This is a genomic window from Stenotrophomonas sp. NY11291, assembly GCF_023277365.1.
Lineage (GTDB): Bacteria > Pseudomonadota > Gammaproteobacteria > Xanthomonadales > Xanthomonadaceae > Stenotrophomonas > Stenotrophomonas geniculata.
This window is the reverse complement of sequence record NZ_CP096975.1, coordinates 354879-372500: the sequence shown is the minus strand read 5'-3', so window position 1 is coordinate 372500 and position 17622 is coordinate 354879. Positions and strand designations below refer to the sequence as shown.

General features: G+C 68.3%; 14 protein-coding genes. 10 read left to right on the top strand and 4 right to left on the bottom strand.

Annotated elements, in window-relative coordinates; all coding sequences use genetic code 11:
* The first annotated feature begins 144 nt into the window (after positions 1-144).
* Entirely contained in the window at positions 145-1617 is a 1473-nt protein-coding gene (locus M1L61_RS01675) for a peptidoglycan DD-metalloendopeptidase family protein (RefSeq protein WP_010486866.1), read from the top strand.
* Positions 1618-1682: 65 nt separating this feature from the next.
* Positions 1683-2810, top strand: a complete 1128-nt coding sequence (locus tag M1L61_RS01670) for an anhydro-N-acetylmuramic acid kinase (RefSeq protein WP_109815133.1) — start codon at positions 1683-1685, stop codon at positions 2808-2810.
* A gap of 79 nt (positions 2811-2889) precedes the next feature.
* Here M1L61_RS01670 and M1L61_RS01665 read toward each other — a convergent pair whose 3' ends face one another.
* The 3 genes from M1L61_RS01665 to M1L61_RS01655 all read right to left on the bottom strand — a co-directional run bounded on the left by M1L61_RS01665 (position 2890) and on the right by M1L61_RS01655 (position 5368).
* Positions 2890-3120 (bottom strand): hypothetical protein, encoded by a 231-nt coding sequence (locus tag M1L61_RS01665; RefSeq protein WP_005407775.1) that lies wholly within the window; start codon positions 3118-3120, stop codon positions 2890-2892.
* A gap of 77 nt (positions 3121-3197) precedes the next feature.
* The gene (locus tag M1L61_RS01660; protein WP_224328885.1) at positions 3198-4571 is read right to left on the bottom strand and encodes an MFS transporter; all 1374 of its coding nucleotides are present in this window, start codon (positions 4569-4571) and stop codon (positions 3198-3200) included.
* Positions 4568-5368 (bottom strand): exodeoxyribonuclease III, encoded by an 801-nt coding sequence (locus M1L61_RS01655; RefSeq protein ID WP_005420469.1) that lies wholly within the window; start codon positions 5366-5368, stop codon positions 4568-4570. Before M1L61_RS01655 ends, M1L61_RS01660 begins: the two co-directional genes overlap by 4 nt.
* Before the next feature lie 162 nt (positions 5369-5530).
* Here M1L61_RS01655 and pyrE point away from each other — a divergent pair, with 162 nt between their 5' ends.
* From pyrE to M1L61_RS01615, 8 genes are all read left to right on the top strand, one after another.
* Positions 5531-6190, top strand: coding sequence for an orotate phosphoribosyltransferase (gene pyrE, locus M1L61_RS01650; RefSeq protein ID WP_010486876.1), 660 nt, complete (start codon positions 5531-5533; stop codon positions 6188-6190).
* Between the two features lie 18 nt (positions 6191-6208).
* Complete coding sequence (locus M1L61_RS01645; protein WP_010486878.1) at positions 6209-6871, top strand: hypothetical protein; 663 nt, start codon at positions 6209-6211, stop codon at positions 6869-6871.
* Positions 6872-7045: 174 nt separating this feature from the next.
* Positions 7046-7138 (top strand): potassium-transporting ATPase subunit F, encoded by a 93-nt coding sequence (locus M1L61_RS01640; RefSeq protein ID WP_005407770.1) that lies wholly within the window; start codon positions 7046-7048, stop codon positions 7136-7138.
* A gap of 12 nt (positions 7139-7150) precedes the next feature.
* The gene (gene kdpA, locus M1L61_RS01635; RefSeq protein ID WP_248854233.1) at positions 7151-8860 is read left to right on the top strand and encodes a potassium-transporting ATPase subunit KdpA; all 1710 of its coding nucleotides are present in this window, start codon (positions 7151-7153) and stop codon (positions 8858-8860) included.
* Between the two features lie 10 nt (positions 8861-8870).
* Positions 8871-10928, top strand: coding sequence for a potassium-transporting ATPase subunit KdpB (gene kdpB / locus M1L61_RS01630; RefSeq protein WP_248854232.1), 2058 nt, complete (start codon positions 8871-8873; stop codon positions 10926-10928).
* The gene (gene kdpC, locus M1L61_RS01625) at positions 10925-11575 is read left to right on the top strand and encodes a potassium-transporting ATPase subunit KdpC (RefSeq protein ID WP_049412120.1); all 651 of its coding nucleotides are present in this window, start codon (positions 10925-10927) and stop codon (positions 11573-11575) included. Before kdpB ends, kdpC begins: the two co-directional genes overlap by 4 nt.
* A 51-nt stretch (positions 11576-11626) precedes the next feature.
* Positions 11627-14287 (top strand): sensor histidine kinase KdpD, encoded by a 2661-nt coding sequence (locus M1L61_RS01620; protein ID WP_010486887.1) that lies wholly within the window; start codon positions 11627-11629, stop codon positions 14285-14287.
* The gene (locus tag M1L61_RS01615) at positions 14268-14981 is read left to right on the top strand and encodes a response regulator transcription factor (protein WP_019338804.1); all 714 of its coding nucleotides are present in this window, start codon (positions 14268-14270) and stop codon (positions 14979-14981) included. Before M1L61_RS01620 ends, M1L61_RS01615 begins: the two co-directional genes overlap by 20 nt.
* A gap of 291 nt (positions 14982-15272) precedes the next feature.
* On the opposite strand, the gene M1L61_RS01610 is transcribed toward M1L61_RS01615, so the two are convergent.
* Positions 15273-17618 (bottom strand): phosphomannomutase/phosphoglucomutase, encoded by a 2346-nt coding sequence (locus M1L61_RS01610; RefSeq protein ID WP_049412124.1) that lies wholly within the window; start codon positions 17616-17618, stop codon positions 15273-15275.
* Positions 17619-17622 lie beyond the last annotated feature (4 nt).

The window sequence follows — 17622 nt, the reverse complement described above, 5'->3', positions numbered from 1 at the left end:
TTCTTGTGTGGGGTGTTAAAGCAAAGTTAACCCGATTGGCTTCACAAAAGCCAATGGGCACAAGGGTTTGACGCGGTTTTCTCAGGTGTCTATGGTAACCGGCGATCAGGCCCGCGCTCCCGGGCTGCCAGGAAAAAACCGCCGATGCACAATTCCGAACAAGGCCGCGCACGCAAGCAGCGCTTCCAGGAACGCCTCCACGTCCTGCACGACAACGCCCTGCATCGGAAGCTCAGGCAACATCTTCCCGCCGCCTTCAATGAGCGCTGGACCCGCCGCCATTGGATGCACGCCAGCCTGTTCGCGACCATCGGCGCCCTGGTGGCAACGATCGTCCCGGGCTTCTCGCACACCATCGACGCCCCCTTTGCCGACAGCCATACCAGCCTGGCACTGCCGTTGCCGCCGCTGACCATGGCCCGCCAGCAGCAGGTGCCCGGTGACAGCTGGCAGGTGCTGCGCGTGGAGCGCGGCCAGACCCTGAGCGATCTGTTCGACAAGGCGGGCATCCCGGCCACCACCCTGCACCGGGTGCTGGACCACCCCGGTGCACGCGAGGCGCTGACCAAGCTCCGCCCGGGCGCCGAGATCGCCTTCGACATGCCGCTGTCCGGTGACCTGCGCAGCATCCGTTTCGACCGCGATGCCGACAACCGGGTGGAACTGAGCCTGACCGGCGACGACATCAAGGAGAAGGTGACCCAGCGCGAGACCTCCACGCGCACCGTGGTCACCAGCGGCGAGATCACCAGTTCACTGTATGCCGCGGCCCGACGCGCCGGGCTGTCGCCGTCGGCGATCGCGACGATGACCGACGACATCTTCAAGTACGACATCGACTTCTCGAAGGACCTGCAGCCGGGCGACCGCTTCAGCGTGGTGATGGATGAAACCTGGCGCGAAGGCGAGAAGGTGGACACCAGCAAGATCCTGGCGGCGACCTTCACCACCGGTGGCAAGACCTATTCCGGCTTCCGCTTCGACCGCAACGGCAAGTCCGAGTACTACGACATCAACGGCCGTTCGCTGAAGAAGAGCTTCATCCGCATGCCGATCCCGTTCGCGCGGCTGAGCTCGACTTTCGGCGCGCGCAAGCACCCGGTGCTGGGCAAGATGCGCATGCACAAGGGCGTGGACTACGCTGCGCGCACCGGCACCCCGATCATGGCCGCCGGCGATGCCCGCGTGCAGTTCGCCGGCGTGCAGCGCGGCTACGGCAACGTCGTGATCCTCGACCACGGCCGCGGCCACACCACCCTGTACGGGCACATGTCGCGCTTTGCGAACATCAAGACCGGCCAGCGCGTGGCCCAGGGCACGGTGATCGGCTATGTCGGCTCGACCGGCCTGGCCACCGGCCCGCATCTGCACTACGAATTCCGCGTCAACGGCGAGCACCGCAATCCGCTGACCGTGACCATGCCGCCGCCGGAGCCGCTGAAGGGCGCCGAGCTGGTCGCCTTCCGCGCGCAGACCGCACCGGCGATGGCCCGCATCCAGGGCATGGAGAAGCTGATCTACGCCGACGCCAGCCCGGCACCGACCAGCCGCGACGAGGCCGCCCCCGAGGTGGCCAGCGCCAAGGACAAGCAGGCGACCGGCCGCAAGCGCGGCTGAACCCCTGCGTTGACGAAGAAGGACGCGGCAGCACAAGCTTGCCGCGTCCTTTTTTTATGCCCGCCATGAACACGACTGCCGACGCTGACGTCCCCCTGTACCTTGGCCTGATGTCGGGCACCAGCGCCGACGGCATCGATGCCGCGCTGGTGCAGTTCCCCGCTGGCGGAGGCTGCCGCTTCGTGCACGGGCTGACCGCCCGCTGGGAGCCTGTGCTGCGTGCGCGGCTGGTGGCGCTGGGCGAAGGCGGACCGCTGGACTCGCTGGAGGAGCTGGGCGAGCTGGACGCCCGGATCGCGATCAACTTCGCCGAAGCCGCCAATCAACTGCTGGCCGAGGCCGGCGTGGACCGCAGCCAGGTCCGCGCGATCGGCTCGCACGGCCAGACCGTGCGCCATCGCCCGCTGGCCACCCCCGCCTTCACCGTGCAGCTGGGCGATGGCAACCGCATCGCCGAGCTGACCGGGATCACCACGGTATCCGACTTCCGCCGCCGTGACGTGGCCGCCGGGGGCCATGGTGCGCCGCTGATGCCGGCCTTCCACCTGGGCATGCTGGGCGCCGCCGATGAGGACCGTGCGGTGCTGAACCTGGGCGGCATCGCCAACCTGACCCTGATCCCGCGCGAAGGCGCAGTGCGCGGCTTCGATACCGGCCCGGCCAACGCGCTGATGGATGCCTGGTGCCAGCGCCATACCGGCCGCACCTTCGATGCCGATGGTGCGTACGCTGCCAGTGGCGCGGTAGACGAGGGCCTGCTGGCCGGCTGGCGCTCGGACCCGTGGTTCGCGCTGCCACCGCCGAAGAGCACCGGCCGTGAGCAGTTCCACCTGGCCTGGGCCGAGGTGCACATGGGCGAAGGCCAATACGCTGCCGCCGATGTGCAGGCCACCCTGCTGGAGCTGACCGTGGCAACCGTGGCCGATGCGCTGCTGGCGCAGCAGCCACAGACCCGGCGCCTGCTGGTCTGTGGTGGCGGCGTACGCAACCGGCAGCTGATGAAACGGCTGGCGGCGCGGCTGCCGGGGGTGCAGGTGGAATCCAGCGCGGTGCACGGGCTGGACCCGGAGTACGTGGAGGCCATGGGCTTTGCGTGGCTGGCGCAGCGGACGATGGACGGGCTGGCCGGCAACCTGCCGAGCGTGACCGGGGCCAAGGGGCCGCGGATCCTCGGGGCGATTCACCTGGCGTGAGGTGGCGTCATCCACGCATGGCGTGGATCTACCGGGCAGCCGAGCGTGGGCTCGGCTCTACAGCATTGCGGCGCGGCCGCTAATCGAAGCCCTGCCCTGCGGGCAAGGCCTGCAGGGCGGCGATGGCGTCGGAGAGCGCGTCCACTTCGGGATCACCGAAGCCGGAGCGGACCTCCAGTTCACTGCTGAACAGGCCCTGCTCCAGCAAAGCGGCGCAGGTCTGTTCGTGGGTCCAGCCGCGGGCGACCGCGACGCGTTTGATGCGTTCCAGCAGCAGCGGGTCCAGGTCCCGCAGCACAACGTCGGCCATGCTCGCTTCCCCGTTCGCAAGGCACCGCCCCCTCGGCGCGTCGGGGCGATGATCCCGCAGACCGGACGGGCAGGCAATCAGGTCGAGCTGGAGGCCTGGCGACGGCGCTGCTGCAGGATCAGCAGGGCGCAGAGGATCACCACCGGGATCGCCACCAGCGCGGTACCGACGAAGAACAGCGCGTAGCCTTCCAGCAGCGTCCGGCCCTGTGCGAGCGTCTGTACCGACCACCCCGAGAGCCCCTTGAGCGCCTTGCCGGGCATCGCGTAGAACGAACTCAGCAGCGCGTACTGGGTTGCGGTGTATCCGATGCTGGTCAGGCTGGACATATAGGCGATCAGCGCCGTACCGGCGAAACCGCTGGCGAAGTTGTCGATGGCCATGGCCACAGCAAAATGGGTCGTGTCTGGGCCCGAATAGGCCAGCCAGGCAAATGCCAGGTTGGAGGCCGGCCCCAGCACGGCACCCACCATCAGCGCCGCCAGCACCCCCCAGCGAACCGAGACCAGGCCCGCCGCAGCAATGCCGACGAAGGTCGCGACCAGGCCCACCGAGCCACGCACGGCGCCCACGGTGTCCTCGTCCAGGCCGAGATCGACATAGAAGGGGTTGGCCATCGGCCCCATGACGAAGTCGGCCATGCGATAAACGCTGATGGCCACCAGGATCAGGATCGCGCCGCTGCGATGCTCGCGGACGAAGGCGATGAACGGCCCCGCCACGGCGTCGAACAGGCCGCGCGGCGTCCACAGGGAGGTCGCCTGTGCCTGCACGGCAGCCACTTCCCGCGCGGGTTCACGGGCCATGACCACGGCTACCACGCCAAGCGCCATCAGCACGGCCATGATCTCGTAGGAGACCTGCCAGCCAACACGGGCCGCGATGATCAGGATCAGCGCATCGGTGACCAGCAAGGCAGTGCGGTAGCCCAATGCCGAGGATGAGGTCAGCAGGCCAAGCTGCTCGCTGTTGTCAGCACTTTCAATGCGCCAGGCATCGATGACGATGTCCTGGGTGGCCGAAGCAAACGCCACGATCACGGCCATTACGCCGAACACGACGATGTGCTGCCAGGCGATGCCCAGGAACTGGATCTGGCCGCCCTTGGGCTGGACCAGCGCCATGCCGACAAGGCCCACCACTACGACCAGCTGCGACAGCAGCATCCAGCCGCGGCGGCGGCCGAAACGACCGAACAGAGGCACGTCGGTCTTGTCGACGATCGGCGCCCACAGGAACTTCATGGTGTAGGCCAGCCCGACCCATGACAGGAAACCGATCGTGCTCAGCTCGATGCCTTCCTTGCGCATCCAGAAGCCGAGCGTGTTGCCCACCAGATAGATGGGCAGGCCCGAACTGAAACCGAGCAGCAGCATCGCCAGCACCTTGCGCTGGCTCAGGTTGGAAACCACCTGCTGCCACGGTCGGCGCGGCTTGGCGGCCTCGGTCACAGGTCGTAGTCCACGGTGAACGGGGCGTGGTCGGAGAAGCGCTCGTCGCGGTAGATCGAACAACTACGCAGTTTGTCGCGCAGGCCCGGAGTGATGAACTGGTAGTCGATACGCCAACCGACGTTGTTCGCACGGGCGGCGCCGCGGTTGCTCCACCAGGTGTAATCCTCGCCGGTGGGGTTGAGCAGGCGGTAGGCATCGGCCCAGCCACGGCCGGCGGCGACATCGGTGGCCTGGCCGTGGTCGGCGCACAGGGCGTTGAGCCAGTCGCGCTCCTCCGGCAGGCAGCCGGAATTCTTCTGGTTGGACTTCCAGTTCTTGATGTCCAGCGCCGAACGCACGATGTTCCAGTCGCCGCACAGCACGTAGTCGCGGCCGCTGCGCGCCCACTCCTCCAGGATCGGCCGCAGCCATTCCATCACTTCGAACTTGAAGCCCTGGCGCAGGTCGCCCGAGCTGCCGGACGGGATGTAGAAGGAGACCACGCTGAGGTTGCCGTAGCGCGCCTCGATGTAGCGGCCTTCGTCGTCGAACGGCGCCCAGCCCAGCGAGGTGATGACCTGATCCGGCTCGCGCTTGCTGTAGATCGCCACGCCGCTGTAGCCCTTCTTGGTGATGGCGTCGCGATAGAAGCAGTGGTGCCCGTCTGGACGGAACATCGGGTCGGTCAGCTGGTCTTCCTGGGCCTTGGTCTCCTGGATGCACAGGACGTCGGCGTCCTGGGCACGGAACCAGTCGAGGAAGCCCTTGGTCGCGGCGGAACGGATGCCATTGGCGTTGAAACTGATGATGCGCATGCAAGGGACCTACGACAGGAAACCGGGCAAGCATACCGGTTGCCCGCGGGGCTGCGCAGTCTGCCCGGCCAGGCCGCGACGCCCTTCACACGGGTCCGGACGAGCGCGAAACGCCCAGCTGGATTAGGATTTATGCTCCAAATGAAGATGAATCGAGTTTTGATGAGCGACCACCGCCACCGTTTCCTGCAGCTGGCCCTGACCGCCGACGCCCTGCGCTTCGGCCAGTTCACCCTCAAGTCCGGCCGGCTGAGCCCCTATTTCTTCAACGCCGGTCGTTTCGACTCCGGTTCGCTGCTGTCGCAGCTTGGCGCCTGCTACGCCGATGCCATCGATGCCACCGGAATCAAGTACGACGTGGTGTTCGGCCCGGCCTACAAGGGCATCCCGCTGGCCACCGCGATGGCCTGTGAGCTGGCCCAGCGTGGCCGCGACCTGCCGCTGTCGTTCAACCGCAAGGAAGCCAAGGACCATGGCGAAGGCGGCCAGCTGATCGGCGCCGACATGAATGGCAAGCGCGTGCTGATCGTCGACGACGTGATCACCGCCGGTACCGCGATCCGCGAAGCGCTGGGCATCATTCGCGCTGCCGGTGGCACCCCGGCCGGCATCGTGGTGGCGCTTGACCGCCAGGAGATCGCTTCGGAAACCGATCGCCGTTCGGCGGCGCAGTCGGTGGCCGAGGAGGCCGGCATTCCGGTGATCGCCGTGGCATCGCTGGCCGATCTGCTTGATTTCGCCTCCGGCAACCCGGAACTTGTGGGCTACCGGCAGCCGCTGGAAGCCTACCGGGCCCAGTACGGCGTCCGTTCGATCCGCTGACCGACCAGGGGAAAGGTCATGTCCCGAGTTCCTGCTGTTCTCTTTGCCGGCCTGCTGCTGGCCATGCCGTTCACGCTGCCGGCGCAGTCGCGGGGTGGCGACAAGGTGGAGAAGAAGCTGTACTGCTGGAACGAGGGCAAGGAGCGGATCTGCAGTGATTCGCTGCCGGCCGATGCGGTCAACCATGCCCGCGAGGAATTCAACGCGAAAAGTGGCCTGCGCAATGCGCAGGTCCAGCGCGCGTTGACCGACGAAGAGCGTGCCGCCGCCAGCACGGTGGCCGCGCAGCAGCAGCTGGATCTGATGGCCGAGCAGACCCGCCAGCGCACCGAGCAGGCGATGCTGACCACCTATGGCAGCGAGGACGACCTGCGCCGGGTGTTCGCCGAGCGCCAGGAAGTGCTGGACAACAACTTGAAGACGGCCGAGTACAACGTCACCAGCCTGCGTGAGTCGCTGGTGGCCCTGCTGTCGGCCGCCGGTGATCGCGAACTGGCCGGCGCCAAGGTGGCCGACAAGCAGGCCGAGGCGATCCGCCAGCGGCACGTGCAGCTGCAGGCGCAGCAGCGCCTGCAGGCCGGGTTCCTGCAGCAGCAGCAGGCGTTGAAGGCCGAAATTGAAAGCACCCTGCAGCGCTATCGCGAGCTGAAGGGCGTGGCACCGGCTGCCCCGGCGGGCTGACGACGCTCCTGCCGCCGGGCATGGCCCGGCGCTACCCGTGGCCTGGTTACGGCCTGGCCCACGAAATTTATGCACTCTTTACGCGTCGGCCCGGTCCGGCGCGTAGTGCGTTTATGGGCGGCAGGACGACGATGACGACCTGAGGTGGAGGGGTTCCACCAGGACGCTATTGCAATGTCCCCCTGGCTGTCGTTGTTGTGTGGCGTGCTGGTGCTGGTCGCCGCCGCCTATCTTCTTTATGTCGTGCTGCGGCCCGAGTCGTTCTGAGCGGAGCCGGCCATGACTGAGATGCTTGTGATTATTGCCGCCAGCCTGCTGCTGGCGTGGCCGCTGGGCCTGTACCTGGCCCGCGTGATGCGTGGCACGCCGATGAAGGTCGACGTGCTGTTCCACTGGATCGAGAAGCCGCTGTACAGGGTGTTCGGCGTCGATCCATCGCGCTCGATGTCCTGGCGCGGCTACGTGCTGGCCTTCGTACTGAGCAACGTGGTGGTCGCGGTACTGACCCAGGCGGTGTTCATGACCCAGGCCTGGCTGCCGCTGAATCCGGATCAGATCCCGAACATGCGCTGGGACACCGCGCTGCACACGATGATCTCGTTCCTGACCAACACCAACCAGCAGCACTATTCGGGCCAGGCGCAGCTGTCCTACCTCTCGCAGATGACCGGCATCACCGGCCTGCAGGTGGTGACGCCGATGATGGGCCTGGCGCTGGCGGTGGCCACGCTGCGCGCGTTGTTCTCGCGTGCGCCGCAGACTGCGGCGGCCACCGGCAGCGGCGATGACCGCCAGGTGGCGGTAGGCAACTACTACGTGGACGTGGTGCGCCTGTGCGTGCGCTTCCTGCTGCCGCTGTGCCTGGTGTGGACGCTGGTGCTGACCAGCCAGGGCGTGCCATCGACGATGGCCAGTGGCCCACAGGCCACACCGATCGATGCCAGTGCCGGCATGGCCGTACAGAAGCTGCCGTTGGGCCCGGTGGCGGCAATGGTCGCGGCCAAGCAGCTGGGTGCCAACGGTGGCGGCTGGTACGGCCCGAACAGCAGCTTCCCGCTGGAGAACCCGACCCCGCTGTCGAACGCGCTGGAGATCGTCGGCATCCTGCTGGTGCCGATGGCGGTGATCTTCATGATCGGCGCGTTCACCGGCCGGCGCCGCTTCGGCGCCCTGGTGTTCAGTTGCATGCTGGGCATGTCGCTGCTGTCCACCGGCGCGATGATGTGGAGCGAAGGGCATAGCGCCAGCGCCGCCACGCCGTTGCTGATGGAAGGCAAAGAGGTGCGCTTCGGTGCCGACGGCACTGCGCTGTGGGCGGCGGTGACCACCCAGGTCTCGAACGGCTCGGTCAACGGCATGCACGATTCGCTGGCGCCGCTCAGTGGCGGCATCGCGATGGTCAACATGCTGGTCAGCGCGATCTGGGGCGGCATCGGTTGTGGCCTGCAGCAGTTCATCGTGTACCTGCTGCTGGGCGTGTTCCTGGCCGGGTTGATGACCGGGCGCACGCCGGAACTGTTCGGCCGCAAGCTGGAGACGCCACAGGTCCGCCTGTTGGCCCTGCTGGTGCTGCTGCAGCCGATCACCCTGCTGGTGTTCACCGCGATCACCCTGGCCGTACCCGGCCTGGCGGGCACGTCCAACCCTGGCTTCCATGGCATCAGCCAGGTCTTCTACGAATACGTCTCGGCCTATGCCAACAACGGTTCGGGCTTCGAAGGGCTGGGTGACGCCACGCTGTGGTGGAACCTGAGCTGCTCGCTGGTGCTGCTGCTGGGCCGCTTCCCACTGCTGATCATCCCGCTGGTGGTGGCCGCACAGCTGGCCGCCAAGCGCCAGGCGCCGGAGTCTGCCGGCAGCCTGCAGATCGAAACGCCGACCTTCGCCCTGACCCTGGTCTCGGTGATCGTCATCCTGACCGTGCTGCAGTTCATGCCGGCGCTGGTACTCGGCCCGATTGCCGACCACCTGAGCCTGGGACTGCACTGAGGACACCCCCATGAGTAGTCATGCAAGTTCAACCCGTACTTCCCATGCGCCGCGCCCTGCCCTGCTCGATGCCGCCGGCCTGCGCCGTGCGCTGATCGAGGCGGTGCGCAAGCTGTCGCCGATGCATCTGGTGCGCAGCCCGGTGATGGCGGTGGTGATGGCCGGCACGATCGTGGCAGCGATCGTCACCCTGACCGGCAATGCACCGCTGGGCTTCGGCCTGGCGGTGACCGCGATCCTGCTGGTGACCGTGCTGTTCGGCAACTTCGCCGAGGCCGTGGCCGAAGCCCGCGGCCGTGGCCAGGCCGCCTCGCTGCGCCGTGCCCGCCAGGATCTGGTGGCGCGCCGGCTGGCTGCGCCGCAGCCGGGCGCGGCCGAAACCCAGGTACCCGCCGCCGAACTGCGCCCGGGCGACCATGTGATCGTCAGTGCCGGTGAGCTGGTGCCGGCCGACGGCGAGATCGTGCAGGGCCTGGCCACCATCAACGAAGCGGCGGTGACCGGCGAATCGGCACCGGTGCTGCGCGAGGCTGGCACCGACCGTTCCGGTGTGATCGGCGGCACCAAGGTGCTGTCCGACCAGATCATCGTGCGGGTGACCGCCGAGCCGGGCCACAGCTTCCTGGACCGGATGATTGCCCTGGTGGAGGGTGCCAACCGCCAGAAGACCCCGAACGAGATCGCGCTGACCCTGCTGCTGGCGGCGATGACGCTGACCTTCCTGGTGGTGGTGGCGACGCTGCCTGCGATCGGCGCCTCCGTGGGCGTCAAGGTCGACCCGCTGTTGCTGATCGCGCTGCTGGTGTGCCTGATCCCGACCACCATCGGCGGGCTGCTGCCGGCCATCGGCATCGCCGGCATGAACCGTGCGCTGGCCGCCAATGTGCTGGCCAAGTCGGGCAAGGCGGTGGAGGTGGCCGGCGACGTCGACGTGCTGCTGCTGGACAAGACCGGCACCATCACCTACGGCGACCGCCAGGCCAGCCACTTCCATCCGTTGGCCGGTATCGATGCCAGCCAGCTGCGTGAAGCGGCGCTGCTGTCTTCGCTGGCCGACCCGACCCCGGAAGGCAAGTCGATCGTGCGCCTGGCGCGCGAACAGGGCTGCGCCACCGCCGAACCGGACCATGCCGACTACCTGGCCTTCACTGCCCAGACCCGCATGTCCGGCGTGGACCTGGAACATGGGCGGCAGATCCGCAAGGGTGCCGCCGATGCGATCCGTGCCCACGTGCAGGTGCTGGGCGGCAACGTGCCGGCCGAGCTGGCCGGTCGTGTCGAGCAGGTCGCGCGCAACGGCGCCACCCCGCTGGTGGTGGCCGAGGGCCGCCACGTGCTGGGCGTGATCGAGCTGTCGGACGTGGTCAAGCACGGCATGCGCGAGAAGTTCGCGCAGCTGCGGGCGATGGGCATCCGCACGGTGATGATCACCGGTGACAACCCGCTGACCGCCGCCGCCATCGCTGCCGAGGCCGGTGTGGACGACTACATCGCCGAAGCGCGGCCGGAAGACAAGCTGGCGCGCATCCGCCAGGAGCAGGCCGGTGGCCGCCTGGTGGCGATGGTCGGCGACGGTACCAACGACGCCCCGGCGCTGGCCCAGGCCGACATCGGCCTGGCGATGAACTCCGGCACGCAGGCGGCGAAAGAGGCCGGCAACATGGTCGACCTGGATTCGGACCCGGCCAAGCTGCTGGCGGTGGTGGAAGTGGGCAAGCAGCAGCTGATCACCCGCGGCGCGCTGACCACCTTCTCGCTGGCCAACGACGTCTCCAAGTACTTCGCGATCCTGCCGGCGCTGTTCGCCGCCGCGGTGCCGACCATGGCCGCACTGAACGTGATGCAGCTGTCGAGCCCGCGCAACGCGGTGCTGGCAGCACTGATCTTCAACGCCCTGGTGATTCCCGCCCTGATTCCGCTCGCCCTGCGTGGCGTGCGCTTCCGCCCGGCCACCGCAACGGCGCTGCTGCGCCGGAACATGCTGGTGTACGGCCTCGGCGGCGTGCTGCTGCCGTTCGCGGCAATCAAGGCGATCGACCTCCTTCTTGTCCTGGTATTCGGCGCATGAACCGTACTGTTTCCACTTCGTCTTCCCTTCCGCGCGAACAGAAGGCCGAGGCCCGCGTGGCCAGCCTGCAGGATGGCGCAAGCTGGCGCCCGGCGATCGGCCTGGGCCTGGCCACCCTGCTGCTGGCCGGCGCGGTCTACGCCGGCATCGCCACCGGCTTCGCCGGCCTGGCCTACCCGACCCAGGCCGAGGGCAGCCTGCTGCGCGATGGCAACGGCCAGGTACGCGGCTCGGCATGGCTGTCGCAGCCGTTCACCGGTGACGGCTACTTCCAGGCGCGCCCGTCGGCCGCCAACTACGACCCGATGGCCGCGGCCGGTTCCAACATGGCGCGCAGCAACCCGGCACTGGCCGAGCGCGTGGCTGCCAGCACGGCTGCGGTAGCCGCACGCGAAGGTGTCGCGCCGGCGCAGGTGCCTGCGGATCTGGTCACCCAGTCCGCAGGCGGCCTGGATCCGCAGCTGTCGCCGGCGGCGGCTCAGCTGCAGGTGGCACGCGTAGCGCGTGCCCGTGGCCTGCCGGTGGCGCGCGTACAAGCGCTGGTGCAGGCGCATACCGAAGGCCGCCAGTGGGGCCTGTTCGGCCAGCCGCGGGTGAACGTGGTGACGCTGAACTTCGCGCTGGACCACGCGGCCAAGGCGCCGTGATGCCGGCCTGCACCGGCTGCGCGCACAATGGCGGGCATGACAGCGGCACCCATGACTGATGCGCGTACCCGCCAGGCCGATGCCCTGGTCGAAGGCCTGCAACGCGAAGCCGGCGGCAAGCTGACCGTGTTCCTCGGCGCGGCGCCGGGCGTGGGCAAGACCTACACCATGCTGACCCGCGCGCAGGAACAGCTGCGCCGCGGCGTTGACCTGGTGGTCGGGCTGGTGGAAACCCACGGCCGCGCCGATACCCAGGCGCTGCTGGAGGGCCTGCCGCAGCTGTCGCTGAAAGCGGTGGCCTACCACGGCCACACCCTGCAGGAGATGGACCTGGATGCCGTGCTCGCGCGGCACCCAGCGCTGGTACTGGTGGATGAACTGGCCCATCGCAACGCGCCGGGCAGCCGCCATGAGCGCCGCTGGCAGGACGTGATGGAGCTGCTGGACGCCGGCATTGACGTCTGGACCACGGTCAACATCCAGCATCTGGAAAGCCTCAACGATGTGGTGATGCGCATCACCGGCGTACGCGTCAGCGAGACCGTGCCGGACGGTGTGCTCGACCGACTGCACGACATCGTGCTGGTGGACCTGCCGCCGCGCGAACTGATCGCGCGCCTGCAGCAGGGCAAGGTCTATGTGCCCGAACAGGCCGCACAGGCACTGCAGGCGTTCTTCTCACCGGCCAACCTGACCGCGCTGCGCGAACTGGCGATGCAGGAGGCCGCCGACCGCGTCGACAGCAGCCTGCGCGAAACCCGCGCCGCGCGTGGCGAAGGCAATCTGCCCCTGCGTCGCGGCGTTCTGGTGGCCATTGATGGCGGCGGCCAGAGCGAATACCTGGTGCGCGTGGCGCGGCGCATCGCAGAGCGCCGTGACGCGCCGTGGACGGTAGTGACCGTGCAGGGCCGGCGCCAGGACGAGGCGACCCGGCGCGAGATCGATGCGGCCTTTGCGCTGGCAAGGCGCCTGGGCGGCGACGCCGAACTGCTGCATGGATCGAGCATCGCCGATGCCCTGCTCGACCATGCCGCACACAACGGCGTGTCGACCCTGGTGCTGGGCCGGACCCGCGAACGTCCACTGGCACGGATGTTCAACCGCACCCTGACCCAGCAGCTGATCCAGCGTGGCGCGCATTACGAGATCACCATCATCAGCACACCGCAGGCACGCGCACGCTCGCGCCGCGAGAGCCTGCTGCCGCCAATGCGCGGTATCAGTCATGAACCGGCACAAGCCCTGATCGCTACCGCGCTGGCCTGTGCGGTGGCGTGGCTGGCCGAACACTGGGTGGGCATGGCCGACCTGTCGATGGTGTTCATCGTCGCGGTGGTGCTGGTGGCGGCGCGCACCCGCGCCAGCGTGGCGGTGATGGCGGCGATCCTGTGCTTCCTGGCCTACAACTTCCTGTTCATCGCGCCACGCTTCACCTTCGCCATCGGCGCGCGCCAGGGCGTGATCACCGTGTTCCTGTTCCTGGCCGCCGCGCTGGTGGCCGGACGCCTGGCCTCGCGCCTGCGCATGCAGGTGATCGCGCTGCGTGCCGCCAACCGCCATGCGCGTGCGCGCCAGCAGTTGGGCCGCCAGCTGGCCAGTGCCGCCGGCAACGGAGAGGTGGCGCAGGCGGGTCGGCATGCACTGGAACAGGCCATGGACGTGCCGGCGTGGCTGCGGATCGGCGCCGATACCGCAACCGGTGGCCGCAGCCAGCCTGGCGATACCGATCTGGCCGCCGCCGACTGGGCGCTGCGCCACGGCCAGCCCAGCGGCCGCTTCACCGACACTCTGGCCGGCGCGCAATGGTGGTTCCTGCCGCTGCTGGATGGCGAAGACCGCGCGATCGGCGTGGCCGGCCTGTACCTGCCCGGCGCGCAGGCGCGCCTGCTGCCCGAGCAGCGGCAGCTGGCCGAAGCGATGGTGGATGACATCGCGCAGGCCGCGCTGCGCACGCGGCTGGTGGCCGAACTGGAACAGGCCCACGTCAGCAACGAGACCGAGCGATTGCGCTCGGCCCTGCTCTCTTCGGTATCGCACGATCTGCGCTCGCCGCTGGCGGCGATGATCGGTTCGGCCGACAGCCTGGCCAGCTACGGTACGGCGATGGATACAGCCGATCGCCGTGCCCTGCTGGACACCATCCTGGTCGAGGGCGAACGGCTGGACCGCTACATCCAGAACCTGCTGGACATGACCCGCCTCGGCCACGAAGGATTGAAGATCAACCGCGACTGGATCGGCGTGGACGAACTGATCGGCTCGGCGGCGCGGCGCCTGCAGCGCTACCAGCCCAAGGTACGGCTGGAGCTGGATATTCCCTCCACGCTGGCGCCGATCTGGGTGCACCCGGCGCTGGTCGAGCAGGCCGTGTTCAATGTGATGGAAAACGCGGCCAAGTTCTCGCCGCCCGATGCCGCCGTGCAGGTGCAGGCGCGCGAGCTGGACGGCCAGCTGCGCATCGACGTGATCGATGCCGGCCCCGGCATTCCCGATGACGAGCGTGCGCGCATCTTCGACATGTTCTACAGCGTCGAGCGCGGCGACCGCGGCCGCCACGGCACCGGCCTGGGCCTGACCATCTGCCAGGGCATGATCGGCGCGCATGGCGGCAGCGTGCAGGCGCTGCCCGGACGCGACGGTCGCGGTACCCTGATCCGCATCACCCTGCCCCTGCTCAAGCCAGCCTCCCACGATGAGCCCGACCCCGATTGATGCCAGCGTGCCGGCCGCGCGCGTGCTGGTGATCGATGATGAAACCCAGATCCGCCGGTTCCTGGATATCAGCCTGCGCGCGCAGGGCTACCAGGTACGGCAGGCCGCGACCGGCCAGGAAGGCCTGGAGATGGCCGCCAGCGAAGACATGGACCTGGTGATCCTGGACATCGGCCTGCCGGACATGGAAGGCCACGAGGTGCTGGAGCAGCTGCGGCAATGGAGCCAGGTGCCGGTGATCATGCTGACCGTTCGCGCCGGCGAAACCGAGAAGGTGCGGGCGCTGGACAACGGCGCCAACGACTACGTGACCAAACCCTTCGGTACCCAGGAGCTGATGGCGCGGGTACGGGCGCTGCTGCGCACGCGCAGCGTGCCCAGCGACGGCACCCCGCCGGTGTTCGACGATGGCCATCTGCATGTGGACCTGGTGCGCCGTGAAGTGGCACTCGATGGTGAACCGGTGGCGCTGACCCGCAAGGAATACGCGCTGCTGTCGCTGCTGCTGCGCAATGCCGGGCGCGTGGTGACCCAGCCGCAGATCCTGCAGGAGATCTGGGGGCCGACCCACCAGCACGACACCCATTACCTGCGCATCCTGGTCGGCAAGCTGCGGCACAAGCTGGGTGATTCGGCGCTGGATTCGCGCTACCTGTTCACCGAACCGGGCGTGGGATTGCGGTTCAAGGGGTGAGGGTGTGTCGACCAAGGTCGACACCCACCAAAGCGAATTCGGAAGAACATCCACGCATGGCGTGGATCTACTGTGTCGACCAAGGTCGACACCTACCAACAGCTCCAGGACATTGTCAGGGGTGGGGCGGTGTCGGAGTGCGGGGTGTCAGCCGCATGGATGCGGCTGCCAAGCTTACAGGGACGTACTTGCTGCGTCCCCGCACTCCGACACCGCCCCGCCATCCCACGGATAGCCGGCCTTTGACGTTGACGTTGATTCGGCGGGTGCCGGGCGCAGCCCGGCCCCACCTCAGAACCCCAGTGGGGTCTCGCCCAGCACCGGTTGCAGCTGGCTGCGGAACAGCGCCTGGATGCGTTCCAGTGCCGCCTCGTCGTTGCCCTCGAAGCGCAGCACCAGCACCGGCGTCGTATTGGAGGCACGCACCAGGCCCCAGCCATCGGGGAAGTCCACACGCAGGCCGTCGATGGTCGACAGGCGGCCGCCCACATACGGGTTGTCCGGTGACTGCGCCGCCGCCACCAGCATCGCCACCAGCGCATGTGGCGTACCGTCGGCCACCGGCACCTTCAGTTCCGGCGTGGCCACCATCTCCGGCAGCTCTGCCAGTACCTCATCCGGGGTCTCCTCGCGCTGGGCCAGGATCTCCAGCAGGCGCGCCGCCGCATACAGGCCATCGTCGAAACCGAACCAGCGCTCCTTGAAGAAGAAGTGGCCGCTCATCTCGCCGGCCAGCTCGGCGTCGGTCTCGCGCATCTTCGCCTTCATCAGCGAATGCCCGGTCTTCCACATCAGCGGGCTGCCACCATTGCGCAGCACGTGGTCGGACAGCTTGCCGGTGCACTTCACGTCGTAGATCACCATCGCGCCGGGGTTGCGCATCAGCACATCGGCGGCAAACAGCATCAGCAGGCGGTCGGCATAGATGATCCTGCCTTCGCCGGTGACCACGCCCAGCCGGTCGCCATCGCCATCGAAGGCGACACCGAGGTCGGCGCCGAAGCGCTTGACCGTCTGCACCAGGTCTTCCAGGTTGGCCGGTTCGCTCGGGTCGGGATGATGGTTGGGGAAGGTACCGTCGACATCGCAGTACAGCGGAATGACTTCAGCACCGATCGCTTCCAGCAGCTGCGGTGCGAGCGCACCGGCGACGCCGTTGCCGGCATCGGCCACGACCTTCAACGGGCGGTCCAGCTGCACGTCGTCGGCGATGCGCTGGATGTAGTCGGCACTGACATCGCGCTGCTGGTAATCGCCCGGCTCGGCGGCCTGTACCAGGCGGCCTTCGATGATGCGCTGGTAGAGATCGGTGATGGCATCGCCGGACAGCGTCTCGCCGCCGATGACCACCTTGAAGCCGTTGTACTCGGGCGGGTTATGACTGCCGGTGACCGCCACGCAGGTGCCGGTGCGCAGATGGAAGGCGGCGTAGTACACGACCGGGGTCGGTGCCAGGCCGATGTCGATCACCGCGCAACCGGCGCGCCTCAGGCCCTCGGCCAACCCTGCGGCCAGTTCCGGGCCGGACAGGCGGCCGTCGCGGCCGATCACCACCTCGCGCAGGCCCTGCTCCAGTGCCACGGTACCGATGGCCTGGCCGATCAGCGCCGCCGTCTTCGGCGTCAGTTGGCTGCCCACCACGCCGCGGATGTCGTAGGCGCGGAAGATACCGGCCGCCAGTTCCTCGGCCGGAACCGGCGGCGGGGGCGGCGGTGCACTTTCAGTTGTGCTGGCCTCGGCCACCGGCGGCGGCGCCATCTGCAGGCTCTCGCTCAGGGTCGGGCCATGATCCGCTTCCGCCACGGCCGCGCGGCGCGGCAGCGGCAGCGTCTTGGGCAGGCGGCCGCGACCCACCACCAGCAGCACGGCGATGAACGCCAGCAGCAGCGCAACGATGGCGCTGGCCAGCGAACCCAGGCCCAGCGGACCGGGTTCGACATTGGGTACCGCGGCCACCAGCCGCAACGGCGTACCCGGAATTGGCCGCGCCAATGCTTCGGCACTTTCGGCCAGGCTGGCATCGCCCTGGGCGACGAGGTCATGCGCGCCCTGGCGCAGGCCAAGGAAACCGGCCGATGGCGCACTCACCTGGTCCAGCGGCGAGGTCAGTCGCAGCAACGGCTGGCGCACGTAGAGCACTGCCGGGCCCAGGCTGCCCAGCGGCACCGGTGCCGCCAGGCCAAGACGATTGCCACCCCCATCGCGGACCACGCGCAGGCTGGGGCCGGTCTCGGCCAATGCGGCTTCCAGCAGCGCCAACCGGGCATAGCCGAAGGTCGCCGGGTCGGCGTAGGCGTTGGCCAGATCGGCGGTCAGTACTTCGGCGTGCTCGACGCCGGTCCAGCTCTCGCGGACCGCGAGTGCCGCCGCAGCGGCATCGCCGGCCTGCAGCGCCTGCTGCACGCGCTCGTTCTTCAGCTGCTGCTGCAGCTGCTTCAGCTGGCCGGCAGCGGCCTCCTGCAGGCCTTGCACAGCCTGGTCACGCGCAGCTTCCAGCGCCTGGCCGTTGGCCTCCTGGCGCCATTGCTGCACCGCGCTCCATCCGAACCAGCCAGCCAGCAGGACCAGCAGCACCCCCAGTAGTGGCGCACTGCGTCCCAACGACCGTCCCCGCTGTCCTTCCCCGATGCCGCTCATCGAT